The organism is Paracoccus saliphilus, from assembly GCF_028553805.1.
Lineage (GTDB): Bacteria > Pseudomonadota > Alphaproteobacteria > Rhodobacterales > Rhodobacteraceae > Paracoccus > Paracoccus saliphilus.
Map to the genome: position 1 here is coordinate 732574 of NZ_CP067140.1, position 15732 is coordinate 748305.

Genomic DNA, 15732 nt, shown 5'->3' on the forward strand with positions numbered 1-15732 from the left:
CCGCGCATCTGGTGGGGTAAAGTGGCTTGCGGCGGCGGCTCACTCTGCGATCATGCCGGCAAAGGATGGAGGAAAAGATGAGATTGCAGGACAAGACGGCCATCGTCACCGGAGGCGGCTCGGGCTTTGGCGCGGGTATCGCACGCAAATTCGCGGCGGAGGGCGCGCGGGTCATGGTGGCCGACATCAATGGCGAGGCTGCCGCGCGGATCGCCGAAGAGATCGGTGGCCAGGCCGTTCGCGCCGATGTAGCCGACTCCCGGAGCGTGGCAGAGTTGGCCCGAGAGACGCGGGCAAGGCTGGGTGGGATCGATATCGTGGTGAACAATGCCGGGGTGACGCATCTGCCCACCTTGATGGAGGATGTCAGCGAAGAGGATTTCGACCGGGTGATGTCGGTCAATTGCAAATCGGTCTACCTGATGTCGCGAGAAATCGTGCCGATCATGAAAGAGGCAGGGCGGGGCGCAATCGTCAATATCGCCTCGACCGCGGGGGTCTCTCCGCGCCCACGCCTGAACTGGTACAATGCCTCGAAGGGCTGGCTGATCACCGCGACCAAGGCCATGGCGGTGGAACTCGCGCCTTTCGGCATCCGCGTGAACGCGCTCAACCCTGTCGCGGGCGAAACGCCCCTGCTGAAAAGCTTCATGGGCGAGGACACCCCCGAGATGCGGGCGAAATTCCTGTCGACGATCCCGATCGGCCGTTTCTCGACGCCCGAGGATCTGGGCAATGCCGCCTGTTTCCTTGCCTCGGACGAAGCATCGATGATTACCGGGGTCGCGATGGAGGTCGATGGCGGGCGCTGTATCTAGGTGGGACATGCAGCTTGCCGGGTTGTCAGTCCGGCTGCCGTGTTTCGGCTCGTTATCCTGCTTGCCGCAGCAAACGCCTCTGGTGTTCGGTACAAGCGAACGCGGAGTTCCGGCCCCCTTGTCTGGATCGGAACGGCTCGAATGGGCATTGTCCTTGCGATGCGTGACATGAAGGGCCCGTGCAACCGGCACCGGCCAAGGCGAAATTCAGGAGAGGCTTCAGATGGGACAGCTTGTAGACGGCGTCTGGCATGACGTCTGGTACGATACGAAAAGCACGGGCGGGCGGTTCGAACGCAGCACGACCTCGTGGCGCAACTGGATTACGGCTGACGGTGCAAAGGGACCTTCGGGCGAGGGCGGATTTCCTGCGGAAAGCGGGCGCTACCACCTCTATGTCAGCTTCGCCTGTCCCTGGGCGCACCGGACGTTAATCTTTCGCGAGCTCAAGGGGCTGGCGCCCCATATCGGCGTTTCCGTCGTTCATCCGGACATGCTGTCAGACGGATGGGAGTTCCGCACCGACTTTCCGGGCGCGACAGGCGACGATCTGTTCAACACGCGTTTCCTGCGCGACATCTATCTGCGTGCCGATCCCAAGGCCTCGGGGCGCGTGACCGTTCCGGTGCTGTGGGACAAGCAGCGCGGCACGATCGTCAGCAATGAAAGCGCCGAGATCATCCGCATGTTCAACTCGGCATTCGACGGGTTGACCGGAAACACGGATGATTACTACCCCGCCGATCTGCGCCCCGAGATCGACGCATTGAACGAGCGTATTTATGACACGGTGAATAACGGCGTTTACAAGGCCGGTTTCGCTACTAGTCAGAAAGCCTATGATGAGGCTGTCGTGCCGCTATTCGACAGCCTCGACTGGCTGGAGGATATCCTGAGCACGCGCCGCTACCTGACCGGCGACCGGCTGACAGAGGCCGATTGGCGTCTGTTCACCACCCTGGTCCGCTTCGATCCGGTCTATCACACGCATTTCAAATGCAATCGGGCGTGGTTGCGGGAATATCCCAATCTCTGGGGCTGGACGCGAGAACTATACCAGGTGGCGGGAATTGCCGGGACGGTGAATTTCGATCATATCGTGCGGCACTACCATTATAGTCATGACACGATAAATCCGAACCGGATCATTCCGGTCAACCCGGTGATCGACTGGACCGCGCCACATGGCCGCGGCTGAACTGCCGATCCAGCAGGGCTGACTGTCGGAAACGGATGAGGAATGCTTTCCGACAGGCCGGGGGATCACCCGGCCTGTCTGGCTTTCTTGTTCGGTTCACCTATTCCGGAATCTTGGCGGTGATCCCTTCGACGAAGAAGTTCATGCCTGACAATTCCTCATCCGTCGCGACCTGCCCCTCGGCCAGCCATTCGCTGCCGTCCTGCTTGTTCAGCGGGCCCGTGAAAGGGTGGTACTCTCCCGACGCGATCTTGTCTTTCAGTGCCAGCGCCTCTTCCTTCACCTCGGCGGGAACGGCTTCGGTGATTTCGCCGATCTCGACTTCGCCACCGGCGATCCCCGCCCATGTGGCCTTGGATTCCCAGGTGCCGTCGAGAACCTGGCCGACACGCTCGATATAATACGGTGCCCAGTTGTCGATGATCGATGACACGCGGGGCGAAGGTTTGAAGTTCGACATGTCGCTGGCCTGACCAAAGCCGATTGCACCGGCCTCCTGGGCCTTCGCCAGAGGCGCGGTCGAGTCCGTATGCTGCAGGATCACGTCCACGCCCTCGGAAATCAGGGCCGACGCGGCATCGGCCTCTTTCGCGGGATCGAACCAGCTATAGGCCCAGACCACCTTCATCTCGACATCGGGGTTCACCTTGCGGGCATGGATGTAGCTGCTGTTGATCCCCTGGATCACCTCGGGGATGGGGAAAGAGCCGATATAGCCGATCTTGTTCGACTCGGTCATTCGGCCCGCGATAGTCCCCATCACGGCGCGGCCCTCGTAGAAGCGGGCGTCATAGGTGGCGACATTCTCGGCGCGCTTGTAGCCGGTGGCGTGTTCGAATTTCACATCCGGGAACTTGGCGGCGACATTGATCACCGGATCCATGAATCCGAAGCTGGTCGCAAAGATCAACTCGTTGCCCGCCAGCGCCAACTGGCTGAGCGCACGTTCGGCGTCGGCACCTTCGGGCACGCTTTCGATGAAGGTCGTTTCGACCTTGTCGCCGAATTCCTCCTCGATTGCCTGGCGGCCCAGGTCATGCTGATAGGTCCAGCCGCCATCGCCCACCGGACCGACATAGATGAAGCCGACCTTCAGCGGCTCGTCCTGCGCGAATACCGGGGTGGCGAGTCCGATTGCCGGGATCACGGCAAAGGTTGCCATCAGTTTTCTACGGTTCATGTTTACTCTCCTGCTGGTTTTCCGCCACGCCTTAACGCAGCGCATGAAAATTCTTTCCGAGCGATCCAGGCGCGGCGCGGCCTGCCCGTCTGCTGTATTTTTGCTTGGCCGATATCAGCACGAGCACGAGGATCGTGGCAAGATATGGCGCCATCGACAGAAACTGCACCGGGACGGATACGCCCGCCGCCTGCAATCGCAGCTGCAGCACGGTAACGCCGCCGAACAGCCAGGCTCCGGCGAGAACGCCGAATGCGGTCCAGTTGGAAAACACCACGATGGCCAGCGCGATCCAGCCCGCGCCCGCGGTCATGCCCTCGGTCCATTGCAGCACGATGGCGATCGAGAGAAAGGCCCCGCCGACACCCGCCATCGCGCCGCCGAACCCGATTGCCGTGATCCGCACCAGGCGCACCGGGTAGCCGAGGGCATAGGCCGCGTCGTGGTTCTCGCCCACTCCGCGCAGGATCAGGCCGGCTCGGGACCGGTTCAGGAACCACCAGATCACCGGGACCATCGCGACGCCCAACCAGACGATCCAGTTGATGTTCAGCGGTCCGGGGGACATCGCGGGGGCCTTGATCCCTTCCAGCGGCTTGCCGAACAGCGCGGCCAAGCCTAATCCGAACAGGGTTAGCGCCAGGCCCGAAGCCACCTGGTTGGCCAGCAGGAATTGCGTCAACATCGCGAAACTCATCGAGACGGCGGCCCCGGCGAGCGCGGCCACTGCGAATCCGATAAACGGGTTGCCGGTTGCATGGGCCGCGGCGAACCCGGCCAGGGCCCCGACGATCATCATCCCTTCGACCCCGAGATTCAGCACGCCCGCGCGCTCGGTGATCAGCTCGCCCAGGGCGGCGAACAGGATCGGAGTCGAGGCCGACAGGAGCAGCAGGAAAATGGATAGCGGATCGATCATGCGGCGATACCCCGCTGGAGACGGAAACGAGTCAGCAAGTCGAAGCCGAGCAGGAAGAACAGCAGCATTCCCTGGAACACCTGCACCGTCGCCGCCGGCAGTTGCAAGGTAAGCTGCGCCAATTCGCCCCCGATATAGGTCAGCGCCAGCAGCAGGCCCGCCAGCAGGATGCCGACTGGATGCAAGCGGCCGAGAAAGGCCACGATGATCGCGGTGAAACCGTAGCCCGAACCGAAACTGTCGGTGATCTGACCGGCGGGACCGGATACTTCGAACAGCCCGGCCATCCCGGCACAGGCGCCCGACAAGCCAAGGCAGAAGGCGACCAGTGTTTCGGGGCGGACACCCGCGAAACGCGCCGCGCGGGGGGCAAGGCCGGCCGCGCGGATATGAAAGCCGCGAATGTGGCGGCTGATAAGGAACCATGTGACCAGCACCGCTGCGGCAGCCGCGACGACGCCCCAATGCGCGCCGGTTCCGGCGATCAGCTCGGGGTTGGAGGCGGCCGGATATTGCTGCAGGTTGCGAGAGCCGGGAAAGCCGAAACCCTCGGGGTTCTTCATCGGGCCAAAGGCCATCCAGGCGGCCACCTTCTGTGCGACATAGACCAGCATCAGCGACACCAGGATCTCGGATGCACCGAACCAGTTGCGCAGCATTGCGGGAACCATGCCCCAGGCCCACCCGCCCAAGGCCCCGGCCAGCACCATCGCCGGGAAGATCCACATCCCCTCGGCGGGATAGGCGACCAGCGCCACCGCTGCGCCGGTGATGCCGCCGATGATATATTGCCCCTCGGCACCGATATTCCAGATACCGGCGCGGAACCCCATGGCCAGTCCCGAGGCGATCAGGATCAGCGGCGCGGCTTTGACCAGAAGTTGCGGGCGCGAATAGGAGGCCGCCGATCCGAATAACGGATCCCAAAAGATCGTGCGGATCGCCGCGACCGGGTCATAGCCCATCACCGTGAACAGGATCCCTCCCGCGATCATGGTCGCCAGCACGGCCAGCAGCGGAGTTGCGATCTGCCAGCCCGCAGAGATTTCGTCGCGTGGGACCAGCCGCATCATATCTGCGCATCCTCCATGCCATGCGCGCCACCCAGCATCAGCCCGATCTCGTCGAGGCTGAGTGAAGCGGTCATGCGCGGTTCGGACAGGCGCCCTTCGTTCAGGGCGCAGAAGCGGTCGGAAAGTTCCATGAGCTCATCCAGGTCCTGGCTGATGACGATGACTCCCGCGCCGTCTCGCGCCAGGTCCAGCAGCGATTGCCGGACCGCAGTGGCGGCCCCGGCATCGACGCCCCATGTCGGCTGGTTCACGACCAGCACGCGAGGAGCTTGCATGACCTCTCGCCCGATCACGAATTTCTGCAGATTGCCACCGGACAGTGCCCGGGCAGCGGTGTCAGTGCCGGGGGTCCGCACATCGAAAGCGCGGATCACCGTCTCGGTAAAGACGCGCGCGGCTGCGTGGTCTATCAATCCGCGCCGGACCAGTCCCTTGCGCGGGCCTGCGGTCAGCAGGATGTTCTCGGTCAGGCTGAAATCGGGGACAGCGGCATGCCCCAACCGATCCTCCGGCGCCGCCAGAAGCCCCGCCGCCCGCCGTTGCTGCGGGCCGAGCGCGCCCATGCTGCGACCTTCGAAAATGATCGCGCCGGGTGCGCTCGGATGCTCTCCGGACAGGGCTGCCAGCAATTCTTCCTGTCCATTGCCCGCTACGCCGCCGATCCCCAGGATTTCCCCTGCCTTCAGGGAAAGCGAGACATTCTTCAGTGACGTGCCTTCGGCACTCACGGCGGGCAGAGACAATCCTGAGACCTGCAGCAATTCCTTGCCCACCTGCCGCCCGCTTCGGTCGATCAACCGCATCTCGCCGCCAACCATCATCGCGGCGAGTTCCCGGGCAGAGTGGGTACGGGGATCGCAGCTTGCCACGACCTTGCCATTGCGCAGGATGGTGGCCCGGTCGCAATGACTGCGGATTTCCTCCAGCTTGTGGCTGATATAGAGGATCGATGTGCCCTTGTCCGCCAGTTTGCGCAGGGTCGAGAACAGAAGCTCTGCCTCTTGCGGGGTCAACACGCTGGTTGGTTCGTCCATGATCAGGAGGTGGGGATCCTGTAGCAGGCAGCGGATGATCTCGACTCGTTGCCGTTCTCCGGCCGAGAGGGTGGTGACGCGACGCGATGGATCAAGCGGCAGACCATATTCCTGGCTGACACGGGTGATCCGGGCTTTCAGTTCGCGCCGAGGAGGAGGGTTTTCCATCCCGAGCGCGATATTTTCCGCCACGCTCAGGGCATCAAACAGCGAGAAATGCTGGAACACCATCGCAACACCCGCATTGCGGGCGGCACGCGGATCGGTGGGGGCATGGGGCCGGTCATTCAGGAACATTTGCCCGTCATCGGGGCGTACAAGCCCATATATCATCTTGACCAGCGTGGATTTTCCTGCCCCGTTCTCTCCCAGCAACGCGTGAATTTCGCCCCGCGCCACCGCGAAGGACAGGTCGTCATTGGCGCGCACGCCGGGGTAGCTTTTGCCGATCCCTTCTGCCCGGAACACTGCGGCCTCGGTCAAATTTGTCCCTCCGGTCAATTTCTCTTTTCATAACCCGGCACCATCCATGCGGGCAATCACGGGCAGCAACATGCTTGCGGATTTGTCCCGATATGTCTTTCGAAATCTTCCGGTTTTTTCGAAATGCTCGCTTTGCAAGCATATCCTGCCGGAAGATCCGATTGGCATGGACCCATTCCAGGGATCACCGGCGGGGGACTTGTGTCAACCGAACCTGCAAAGCGCCATTTGTTTCAGCCAAGCTCCACTGTCAAATGCGCGGAATCGGCCATCGAGGCATATTCCGCGTCGCCAAAGACCTCTACAATTCGGTCCGCAACTCCCACAGATCGGGGAACAGAACGACGTCGAGCATCTTGCGCAGGTAGTTCACACCCGAGGTGCCGCCCGAGCCGCGCTTGAAGCCGATGATGCGCTCTACCGTCGTGACGTGATTGAAGCGCCAGCGGCGGAAGTAATCCTCGAAATCGACCAGTTTTTCGGCCAGTTCATACAGTTCCCACCACTGCGCCGGATCGCGATAGACGGCAGCCCATGCGGCGCGGGCAGCCGGGTCGGGTCGATGGGGCCGGTCCAGCCGTTCGCGTTCGGGAATATCGAAACCCGCCACCCGCAGCCGTGTCAGCACCTCGTCATAAAGCGAGGGGCGCGCGATCTCGGTTCGCAAGGGGGCAATCAGTTCCTCGCGGTGTTCATGTGGGCGCAACATCGCCATGTTGCGGTTTCCGGCTATGAATTCGATCATCCGGTATTGATAGGACTGAAAGCCGCTGCTTTCGCCAAGGCTCTCGCGAAACTCGGTATATTCGCTCGGAGTCATGGTGCGCAGTACGTCCCATGCCGAGTTGAGCTGCTCCATGATCCGCGCCACTCGGGTCAGCATCTTGAAGGCGGGTTGCAGGTTGCCCGCCGCGATGGCCTCGCGCGCGGCGTTCATCTCGTGCAGCGCCAGTTTCATCCACAGCTCGGATGTCTGGTGCTGGATGATGAACAGCATCTCGTCATGGGCCTTGGACAGCGGATGCTGCGCGGTCAGGATCCGGTCGAGCCCCAGGTAATCGCCATAGGACATACGACCGTCAAAGGACATGCGGGCGCCTTCATCAGAGGGATCATAGCTCATGGCCGCAACCTGAATCGCTGGATCTTGCCGGTCTGAGTTTTCGGCAACGACGTGCAAAAGACCACGCTGCGCGGGTATTTATAGGGCGCGATCATATCCTTGACATGCTGTTGCAGCCGCAGGACCGTCGCCTCATCCGAGGAAACGCCCTCGGCCAGCACGACATGCGCCTGCACGATCTGGCCGCGTTCCTCGTCGGGGATGCCGATAACGGCGCATTCCAGCACGTCGTCATGGGCAAGCAGCGCAGCTTCTACATCGGGCCCTGCGATGTTGTAGCCCGAGGACAGGATGATGTCGTCCGAGCGGGCGGCAAAATGAAAGCGCCCGTCCTCGTCCTGCCAGAAGCTGTCGCCGGTCAGGTTCCAGCCGTCCTTGACATATTCGGCCTGTCGCTCATCGTTCAGGTAACGGCAACCGGTCGGGCCGATCACCGACAGTCGCCCGGTTTCGCCGCGCTGCACTTCATTGCCGTCCTCGTCTACGATGCGGGCGCGGTAACCGCCGACCGGTCGGCCGGTGCAGCCGGGATGGCTGTCGTCGAAACGGTTGGTAATGAAGATATGCAGCATCTCGGTCGCGCCGATCCCGTCCAGCATCGGCTTGCCGGTCTTTTGCCGCCATTCCTCCCAAATCGGAGCGGGCAGGGTCTCGCCCGCGCTGATCGCTGCGCGAAGGCTGGACAGGTCGGCGCCGTCATCCATTGCCCGTAGCATGACGCGATAGGCGGTGGGGGCGGTGAAGCAGATGGTGGCGCGATGTTTCTCGATGATCTCGATCATGCCCGCCGGCGAGGCATTTTCCAGCAGCACCGCCGAGGCGCCGAAGCGCAACGGAAACACCGCCATCCCACCCAGACCGAAGGTAAAGGCCAGCGGCGGCGAGCCGACAAAGACATCCTCTGGCGTGACGCCCAGAACTTCCCTTGCATAGCCGTCGGCGATGATCAGCAGGTCGCGATGGAAATGCATCGTCGCCTTGGGCTCGCCCGTGCTGCCCGAGGTGAAACCGAGCAACGCCACGTCGTCGCGACCCGTGCGGATGGCGTCGAAACGCACCGCCTTGGTCAGTGCGGCGCGGTCAAGCTCGGCATCGTGATTGGCGGTGCCGTCGAAACCGATCACGGTGTTCAGGTATTTCGAGCCCTTGGCGGCAGAGACCAACTCATCCATCAGCCTCGTGTCGCAAAGCGCGTGGGTGATTTCGGCCTTGTCGATAATCTTGGTCAGTTCCCCCGCTCGCAGCATCGGCATGGAATTGACCACTACTGCACCGGCCTTGGTCGCGGCCAGCCAGCAGGCCACCATGGCGGGATTGTTGGCCGAGCGGATCAACACGCGGTTGCCCGGCTTGACGCCGTAATCCTCGACCAGCGCATGGGCCAGACGATTGGTCCAGTCGGACAGTTCCTTGTAGGTCCGCGCCCGGCCATTGCCGATCAGCGCGTTGCGGTCGCCAAAGCCACGCTCGACCATGTGATCGGTCAGTTCGGCCCCGGCATTGATCCAGTCGGGATAATCGAAACCCGACAGATCGATCTGCGGCCATGCCTCGGACGGAGGAAGGCTGTCGCGGGTAAAGCTGTCAACATGTCCGCTTGGTCCCAGTTTTGCCATTTCCCTCTCCTGTCGGTTTTCTCGTTCAGTCGGGCACAATTGCCGTCGCCTCGATTTCCACCTTGGCACGGTCCTCGACCAGCGCGACGACCTGCACCAGCGCCATGGCCGGGAAATGCCGTCCGATCACCTCGCGATAGGCCGTGCCGATCTCGCGCAGGGCTTCAAGGTATTCCCGCTTGTCGGTCACATACCATGTCAGCCGCACAAGATGCTCGGGCCCGGCCCCGCCCTCGGCCAGCACCGCCACGATATTTTCGAGCACCTGCCGGGTCTGGGCCGCGAAATCATCGCTCTGGAATTGCTGATCCGCGTCCCACCCGACAAGACCGCCGGTAAAGATCATCCGGCCACGGGCCGAGATGCCGTTCGCGTAGCCGACGGCGCGTTTCCAGTTCGCGGGGTGAAGCTGTTCATGCATGATGCGCCTCCAGTGTTTGACGGATATGGTCGGGCCATGGCGAAGGGGTGAAGTCGCGATCCATCCAGACCACGGTGCTGCGTGCCTCCAGCCTGTCTCCGGCATTCACCAGGAAACGGACAGAGCTGCGCCCGACATGTTCGACCCGAAGCTGCCATTCCAGCCGGTCGCCAAGGCGGGAAGGCTTGCGGAAGTCGATCTCCAGCCGGACAGTCGGCATGCCCTGACCTGCCGCCATCATCCGGGCGAAAGGGTAATCGACTTCATCGATGAAAAAATTTTCCACCATCGAGTTCACCATCTCGGCATAACGCGGATAGAAGACGATACCAGCCGGGTCGCAATGGCAGAATTCAATGGGGATAACGCGCGAATAACTCATGGCACTGCCTTTTGGTCTGCAAGAAACTCGCCCAGGGCGGCCCGCGCGATGATCAGCTTCTGCACGTCCGAGGCCCCCTCATAGATGCGTAGCGCCCGAATCTCGCGATAGAGGCTTTCGACCGGGATGCCTTGGCGCACGCCATCGCCGCCGAAAAGTTGCACGGCCTGATCGATTACCTGCTGCGCGGCCTCGGTCGCATGCAGCTTGGCCATCGCCGCCTCTCGGGTGATGCGCGCCGCGCCCTGATCCTTGGCCCATGCGGCGCGGTAGACCAGCAACGCGCTGGCATCGACCTTCAGCGCCATGTCGGCGATATGGCCCTGGACCATCTGCAGTTCCGACATTGGTGCTCCGAACAATTGCCGCTCGGTGACCCGTGACATCGCCTCGTCCAGCGCCCGCCGGGCAAAGCCCAGTGCAGCCGCCCCGACGGTGGGGCGGAAATTGTCCAGCACCGTCATGGCGATACGAAAACCCGCCCCGGCCTCGCCGATCAGGGCGTTCTCGGGCAGCCGAACGCCGTCCAGCCGCAGATGCGCCAAAGGATGCGGTGCGATCACGTCGATGCGGTTAAGCACTGCCAACCCCGGCGTGTCGGCGGGCAACAGAAAAGCCGAGAGCCCCTTGGCGCCTTCGCCCTCGCCAGTGCGTGCGAAGATCACGTAGACATCGGCGATTCCGCCATTCGAGATATAGGTCTTTTCGCCGTCCAGCACCCATTCGCCGCCCTCGCGCCGCGCCGTGGTAGACGTGCGGGCCACGTCCGACCCTGATCCCGGCTCGGTCAGGGCAAAGGCGGAAATTGCCTGTCCCGCCCGCGTGCGCTTCAGCCATTCCCGCTGCGAAGGCGTGCCGAACAGGCTCACCGCCCCCATGCCCAGGCCCTGCATCGCAAAGGCGAAATCCGCCAGCCCGTCATGCCGCGCCAGCGTCTCGCGGATCAGGCAGAGGCTGCGGATATCCAGCTTCTCGCCCCCCGAATGGCGCAACCATCCGCCATCGCCCAGGGCCGCGACCAGCCCGCGGCAGGTGGCATCGACATCGCCGTGATCCACTGGCAGGGCATTTCGAGACCATTCCTCCAGCCCCGCCGCCAACTCGCGATGACGATCCTCGAAAAACGGCCAATTCAGAAAGCTTCGATCCATCTTCTTCTTCATCCAAATATCCCGGGGAGTCGCCGGAACGGCGACGGGGCAGAGCCCCCGCGTCAGTTTCCCTCGAAAACCGGCGTCTCCTTGGCGACGAAGGCTCGATAGGCACGCTCGAAATCGCGGGTTTGCATGCAGATTGCCTGAGCTTGCGCCTCGGACTCGATCGCCTGGTCCAGCCCCATGTTCCATTCCTGGTTCAACTGGGTCTTGGTGATCCCATGCGCCCAGACAGGCCCTGCCGCGATCTGCCGCGCCAGATCAAGCGCCGCCGCCTCGACATCCTCGTGCAGGCTGTTCCATAAGCCCCAGCGCTCGCCTTCCTCGGCGCGCAGCATCCGGCCCGTATAAAGCAGTTCCGCCGCCCGGCCCTGTCCGACGATCCGGGGCAGCATCGCGCAAGCGCCCATGTCGCAGCCTGCCAGACCGACCCGCGTGAACAGGAACGCCGCCTTGGCCGAGGGCGCGGCGAGCCGCAGGTCCGATGCCATTGCCATGATCGCGCCCGCGCCGACGCAGACCCCCTCGACCGAGGCGATGATCGGCTTGCCGCAATGAAGCATCGCCTTGACCAGATCGCCGGTCATGCGGGTGAAGGCCAGAAGCTCTGGCATCTCCATCGCGACCAGCGGGCCGATGATGTCATGCACATCCCCACCCGAGCAAAAATTGCCGCCATTCGAGGCCAGCACGACGGTATCCACGTCACCGGCATGGGCCAGTGCGCGAAAGGTGTCACGCAGCTCGGCATAGCTGTCGAAGGTCAGCGGGTTCTTGCGTTCGGGGATATTCAGCCGGATTACCGCGATGCGGTCCGTGACCTCCCACAGGAAATGTTCGGGTTTCAGCCCGGCCATCTGGGTTGTCTTCATTCGGTCCTCCTGCCTGCGCGCGCCAGTATCTCGCGCATCGTATCAAGATCGGTTTCGGTCAGGTCGGCGAAGATCGCATCGACCTCGGCCTCGTGGCCCACGGCCATCGCCTCGAAAGCGGCCAGCCCCTCCGGCGTCAGTCGCACGCGGACCCGGCGGCGGTCGCCATCCTCGGATTCGCGCCTGGCCAGCCCGTCCGCCTCCAGCCGATCCATCACCGCCGTGGCATTGCCGTTCGAGACCAGCAGCATCCGCGACAGTTCCGACATGGTCACGCCCTCGCGCCGCCGCCACAGGGCGGCCATCACGTCGAAACGGGGCAGGGTGGTATTATGCTCGCGCCGCAGGTAGTCGCGCAAGCGGTTCTCGGCGGCGCGGGTGACGCCCAGCATCCTGATCCACAGCTTGAGGCGGCGTTTCGACAACTCGCTCATGCGCTTTCTCCTCCGTCCAGCAGGATGGCCTGCCCGTTGACGCTGGCCGCGCCCGCAGAGGCCAGCCAAAGCGCCGTCGCCGTCACCTCCGCCGGTGCGACCAGCCGCCCCTGCGGGTTTTTTGCCGTCAGCGAGGCCAGCGCCTCGTCCCGGCTGCGCCCCGTCTTCTCGGTGATGTTGGAGAGCGTCCGCTGCGTCATCTCGGTATCCAGGTAGCCCGGGCAGATGGCATTGACGGTGATGCCCTTGCGCGCGACTTCCAGCGCGAGCGAGCGGACCAGCCCCATCACCCCATGCTTGCTGGCCGCATAGGGCGCGGCATAGGCGGCGCCACGGATGCCCGCGATGGACGAGATGGCGATCAGCCGCCCGCCCTCGGACATCTGCGCCAGACCATGCTGGAAGGTCAGGAAAACGCCGGTCAGGTTGGTGGTGATCATCCGGTGCCAGTGATCCGCCGTGACCTTTTGGAAGGGCGCGGCCTCGGCCACGCCCGCATTGGCGATGACGATCTGGCAGGGGCCTGCGGCTTCGAAAATGGTGCGAAGCTGATCCGGTTCGGTGACGTCGCCTTGCACGGCGCGAATACCGTCCCCCGCCACCTCTTGCAGCTTGTCCATGCTGCGGCCGGTTATGACGACCTCATGCCCCTGCGCGGCAAAGGACCGGGCCATGTCCGCGCCGGTGCCACTGCCGCCGCCGGTGATGAGGACGCGGGAGCTCATGCCCGGATCTCCTCGGCTTCGCGCTCGGCCAGCCTTCGGGCCTGGTCGCGGCCCGCCAGATAGGGCAGGGGCCATTCGCTGGCGGTATCTCCCAGCTTCACCGCCGCATGCAGCGTCCAGTAGGGATCGGCCAGATGCGGGCGGGCAAGGCAGACCAGATCGGCGCGGCCCGCCATGAGGATCGAATTCACATGATCGGTTTCATAGATATTGCCGACGGCCATGGTCGCGATCCCGGCCTCGTTGCGGATGCGGTCCGAGAATGGGGTCTGGAACATGCGGCCATAGACCGGGCGGGCTTCGGTCGTGGTCTGTCCGGCCGAGACGTCGATGATATCGGCCCCCGCCTCGCGGAACATCCGGGCGATTTCCACCGCTTCCTGCGGGGTGACGCCATCCTCGCCGATCCAGTCATTGGCCGAGATCCTGACCGACATCGGCTTGTCCTCGGGCCATGCCGCACGCATCGCTCGCAAGACCTCCAGCGGCCAGCGCATCCGGTTTTCCAGCGAGCCGCCATATTCGTCGCCGCGCTGGTTCGAGACGGGCGAGATGAAGCTGCTGACCAGATAGCCATGGGCGGCGTGCAACTCTATCATGTCGAAGCCCGCCCGCTCGGCCATCCTTGTAGCAGTAACGAACTGGTCCGTGACCTCGGTCATCTGCGCCCGGGTCATCTCCTGCGGCATGGCATTTTCCGGCGACCAGGGAATGGGCGAGGCCGAGATCACAGGCCAGTTGCCATCCTTCAGCGGCTTGTCCATGCCCTCCCAACCGATATTCGTGCTGCCCTTGCGGCCCGAATGGCCGATCTGGCAACAGATTTTCGCGTCGGTCTCGTCATGCACGAAATCCACGATCTCGGTCCATGCGGCCTCGTGTTCGGGGGTATAGAGGCCGGGGCAGCCGGGGGTGATGCGGCCCTCGGGCGAGACGCAGGTCATTTCGGTATAGACCAGCCCTGCGCCGCCCTTGGCGCGTTCGCCGTAATGCACGAGGTGCCAGTTGGTCGGCTTGCCGTCCACCGCCTTGTATTGCGCCATGGGCGAGACGACTACCCGGTTCTTCAGTCCCATTCCCCGCAGCTTGAACGGCGCGAACATCGGCGCGCGCCCTTTTTGTCCGCCTGCCTGCTCCTGGAACCAGTCCTCGGCGCGGCGCACCCATTCGGGATCGCGCAGGCGCAAGTTTTCATGGCTGATGCGTTGGCTGCGGGTCAGGAGCGAATAGGTGAACTGGATCGGGTGAAGATCGAAATAACGTTCGACATCCTCGAACCATTCCAGCGAGTTGCGAGCCGCCGATTGCAGACGCAGAACCTCGAGCCGCCGTTCTTCCTGATAGCGTTCGAAGGCGTCCTGCAATCTGGGCTCGCTATGCAGGTAATCGGCCAGTGCGATGGCGCTGTCGAATGCCAGCCGCGTGCCCGAGCCGATCGAGAAATGCCCGGTCGCTGCCGCATCCCCCATCAGCACGACATTGTCGTGATACCAGCGTTCGCAGATCACGCGGGGGAAATTCATCCAGACGGCCGAGCCGCGCAGATGGGCGGCATTCGACATCAGTTCATTCCCGTCCAGATGACCCTCGAAGACCCGGCGGCAGGTTTCGACGATCTCTTCCTTGGACATGAATTCAAAGCCGAAACTGTCCCATGTCTGCTGGCTGCATTCGACGATAAAGGTCGCGGTCTCATCATCGAACTGGTAGACATGCGCCCACATCCAGCCATGTTCGGTCCGCTCGAAGATGAAGGTGAAGGCGTCGTTGAATTTCTGATGCGTGCCAAGCCAGATGAACTTGCATAACCGGGTGTCGATATCGGGTTTGAACACATCCTGATACTCGCCCCGGATCCTGCTGTTCAGCCCGTCCGAGGCAACGACCAGATCGTAATCCGCGCGATAGGAGTCGGCACTGTCGAACTCTGTCTCGAAGCGCATATCGATGCCCAGCTCGTGGGCGCGCTCCTGCAACAATGTCAGCATCTTCTTGCGTCCGATACCTGCAAAGCCGTGCCCGCCCGAGACGTCGCGTCGCCCATCGCGGATGACAGCGATGTCGTCCCAATAGATGAAATTGTCGCGGATCGCGTCGGTCGATTTGGGATCGTTGTTCTGCATCCGGGACAGAGCGTCATCCGACAACACGACGCCCCAACCGAATGTGTCATTGGCGCGGTTGCGTTCGATCACCGTCACCTCATGCGCCGGATCGCGCAGCTTCATTGAAATCGCGAAATACAAACCCGCAGGGCCGCCACCGAGGCAAAGAATCTTCATGCTGGACTACCTCCTGCG

The 15732-nt window shown here is 63.0% G+C and carries 15 protein-coding genes; 2 read left to right on the forward strand and 13 right to left on the reverse strand.

What is annotated here, in order from left to right; all coding sequences use genetic code 11:
* The first annotated feature begins 77 nt into the window (after window positions 1-77).
* Complete coding sequence (locus tag JHX88_RS03415; RefSeq protein ID WP_076527479.1) at window positions 78-818, forward strand: glucose 1-dehydrogenase; 741 nt, start codon at window positions 78-80, stop codon at window positions 816-818.
* A 223-nt stretch (window positions 819-1041) separates the two neighbouring features.
* Window positions 1042-2016: a glutathione S-transferase family protein gene (locus tag JHX88_RS03420; RefSeq protein WP_076527440.1), complete on the forward strand. Its 975-nt coding sequence runs from the start codon at window positions 1042-1044 to the stop codon at window positions 2014-2016.
* Window positions 2017-2116: 100 nt separating this feature from the next.
* On the opposite strand, the gene JHX88_RS03425 is transcribed toward JHX88_RS03420, so the two are convergent.
* The 13 genes from JHX88_RS03425 to JHX88_RS03485 form a co-directional block, all read right to left on the reverse strand.
* Window positions 2117-3196, reverse strand: a complete 1080-nt coding sequence (locus JHX88_RS03425; protein WP_076527441.1) for a BMP family ABC transporter substrate-binding protein — start codon at window positions 3194-3196, stop codon at window positions 2117-2119.
* A 31-nt stretch (window positions 3197-3227) separates the two neighbouring features.
* Window positions 3228-4115: an ABC transporter permease gene (locus JHX88_RS03430; RefSeq protein ID WP_076527442.1), complete on the reverse strand. Its 888-nt coding sequence runs from the start codon at window positions 4113-4115 to the stop codon at window positions 3228-3230.
* Window positions 4112-5188, reverse strand: a complete 1077-nt coding sequence (locus JHX88_RS03435) for an ABC transporter permease (RefSeq protein WP_076527443.1) — start codon at window positions 5186-5188, stop codon at window positions 4112-4114. Before JHX88_RS03435 ends, JHX88_RS03430 begins: the two co-directional genes overlap by 4 nt.
* Window positions 5185-6705, reverse strand: a complete 1521-nt coding sequence (locus tag JHX88_RS03440) for an ABC transporter ATP-binding protein (protein ID WP_076527480.1) — start codon at window positions 6703-6705, stop codon at window positions 5185-5187. The genes JHX88_RS03435 and JHX88_RS03440 overlap by 4 nt, the downstream gene beginning before the upstream one ends.
* A 301-nt stretch (window positions 6706-7006) precedes the next feature.
* Window positions 7007-7828: a tryptophan 2,3-dioxygenase gene (gene kynA / locus JHX88_RS03445; protein WP_076527444.1), complete on the reverse strand. Its 822-nt coding sequence runs from the start codon at window positions 7826-7828 to the stop codon at window positions 7007-7009.
* Window positions 7825-9444 carry an AMP-binding protein gene (locus tag JHX88_RS03450; protein ID WP_076527445.1) on the reverse strand — a complete coding sequence of 540 codons (1620 nt, stop codon included), beginning with the start codon at window positions 9442-9444 and terminating at the stop codon, window positions 7825-7827. Before JHX88_RS03450 ends, kynA begins: the two co-directional genes overlap by 4 nt.
* 25 nt (window positions 9445-9469) lie before the next feature.
* Window positions 9470-9865, reverse strand: a complete 396-nt coding sequence (locus tag JHX88_RS03455; protein WP_076527446.1) for a RidA family protein — start codon at window positions 9863-9865, stop codon at window positions 9470-9472.
* Window positions 9858-10247 (reverse strand): acyl-CoA thioesterase, encoded by a 390-nt coding sequence (locus tag JHX88_RS03460; RefSeq protein WP_076527447.1) that lies wholly within the window; start codon window positions 10245-10247, stop codon window positions 9858-9860. The genes JHX88_RS03455 and JHX88_RS03460 overlap by 8 nt, the downstream gene beginning before the upstream one ends.
* Complete coding sequence (locus JHX88_RS03465) at window positions 10244-11410, reverse strand: acyl-CoA dehydrogenase family protein (RefSeq protein ID WP_272848175.1); 1167 nt, start codon at window positions 11408-11410, stop codon at window positions 10244-10246. The genes JHX88_RS03460 and JHX88_RS03465 overlap by 4 nt, the downstream gene beginning before the upstream one ends.
* A gap of 50 nt (window positions 11411-11460) precedes the next feature.
* Window positions 11461-12273, reverse strand: coding sequence for an enoyl-CoA hydratase family protein (locus tag JHX88_RS03470; RefSeq protein WP_076527448.1), 813 nt, complete (start codon window positions 12271-12273; stop codon window positions 11461-11463).
* The gene (locus tag JHX88_RS03475; RefSeq protein ID WP_076527449.1) at window positions 12270-12707 is read right to left on the reverse strand and encodes a MarR family winged helix-turn-helix transcriptional regulator; all 438 of its coding nucleotides are present in this window, start codon (window positions 12705-12707) and stop codon (window positions 12270-12272) included. The genes JHX88_RS03470 and JHX88_RS03475 overlap by 4 nt, the downstream gene beginning before the upstream one ends.
* Complete coding sequence (locus JHX88_RS03480) at window positions 12704-13432, reverse strand: SDR family NAD(P)-dependent oxidoreductase (protein WP_076527450.1); 729 nt, start codon at window positions 13430-13432, stop codon at window positions 12704-12706. Before JHX88_RS03480 ends, JHX88_RS03475 begins: the two co-directional genes overlap by 4 nt.
* Complete coding sequence (locus JHX88_RS03485; protein ID WP_076527451.1) at window positions 13429-15714, reverse strand: bifunctional salicylyl-CoA 5-hydroxylase/oxidoreductase; 2286 nt, start codon at window positions 15712-15714, stop codon at window positions 13429-13431. The genes JHX88_RS03480 and JHX88_RS03485 overlap by 4 nt, the downstream gene beginning before the upstream one ends.
* Between the last annotated feature and the right edge of the window lie 18 nt (window positions 15715-15732).

Excerpts from the sequence above, each read along its gene's own strand:
- JHX88_RS03450 (WP_076527445.1), bottom strand. The coding sequence starts at position 9,444 with ATGGCAAAACTGGGACCAAGCGGACATGTTGACAGCTTTACCCGCGAC.
- JHX88_RS03415 (WP_076527479.1), top strand. The coding sequence starts at position 78 with ATGAGATTGCAGGACAAGACGGCCATCGTCACCGGAGGCGGCTCGGGC.
- JHX88_RS03460 (WP_076527447.1), bottom strand. The coding sequence starts at position 10,247 with ATGAGTTATTCGCGCGTTATCCCCATTGAATTCTGCCATTGCGACCCG.
- JHX88_RS03430 (WP_076527442.1), bottom strand. The coding sequence starts at position 4,115 with ATGATCGATCCGCTATCCATTTTCCTGCTGCTCCTGTCGGCCTCGACT.
- JHX88_RS03475 (WP_076527449.1), bottom strand. The coding sequence starts at position 12,707 with ATGAGCGAGTTGTCGAAACGCCGCCTCAAGCTGTGGATCAGGATGCTG.
- JHX88_RS03455 (WP_076527446.1), bottom strand. The coding sequence starts at position 9,865 with ATGCATGAACAGCTTCACCCCGCGAACTGGAAACGCGCCGTCGGCTAC.
- JHX88_RS03465 (WP_272848175.1), bottom strand. The coding sequence starts at position 11,410 with ATGAAGAAGAAGATGGATCGAAGCTTTCTGAATTGGCCGTTTTTCGAG.
- JHX88_RS03425 (WP_076527441.1), bottom strand. The coding sequence starts at position 3,196 with ATGAACCGTAGAAAACTGATGGCAACCTTTGCCGTGATCCCGGCAATC.
- kynA (WP_076527444.1), bottom strand. The coding sequence starts at position 7,828 with ATGAGCTATGATCCCTCTGATGAAGGCGCCCGCATGTCCTTTGACGGT.
- JHX88_RS03480 (WP_076527450.1), bottom strand. The coding sequence starts at position 13,432 with ATGAGCTCCCGCGTCCTCATCACCGGCGGCGGCAGTGGCACCGGCGCG.
- JHX88_RS03420 (WP_076527440.1), top strand. The coding sequence starts at position 1,042 with ATGGGACAGCTTGTAGACGGCGTCTGGCATGACGTCTGGTACGATACG.
- JHX88_RS03470 (WP_076527448.1), bottom strand. The coding sequence starts at position 12,273 with ATGAAGACAACCCAGATGGCCGGGCTGAAACCCGAACATTTCCTGTGG.
- JHX88_RS03435 (WP_076527443.1), bottom strand. The coding sequence starts at position 5,188 with ATGATGCGGCTGGTCCCACGCGACGAAATCTCTGCGGGCTGGCAGATC.
- JHX88_RS03485 (WP_076527451.1), bottom strand. The coding sequence starts at position 15,714 with ATGAAGATTCTTTGCCTCGGTGGCGGCCCTGCGGGTTTGTATTTCGCG.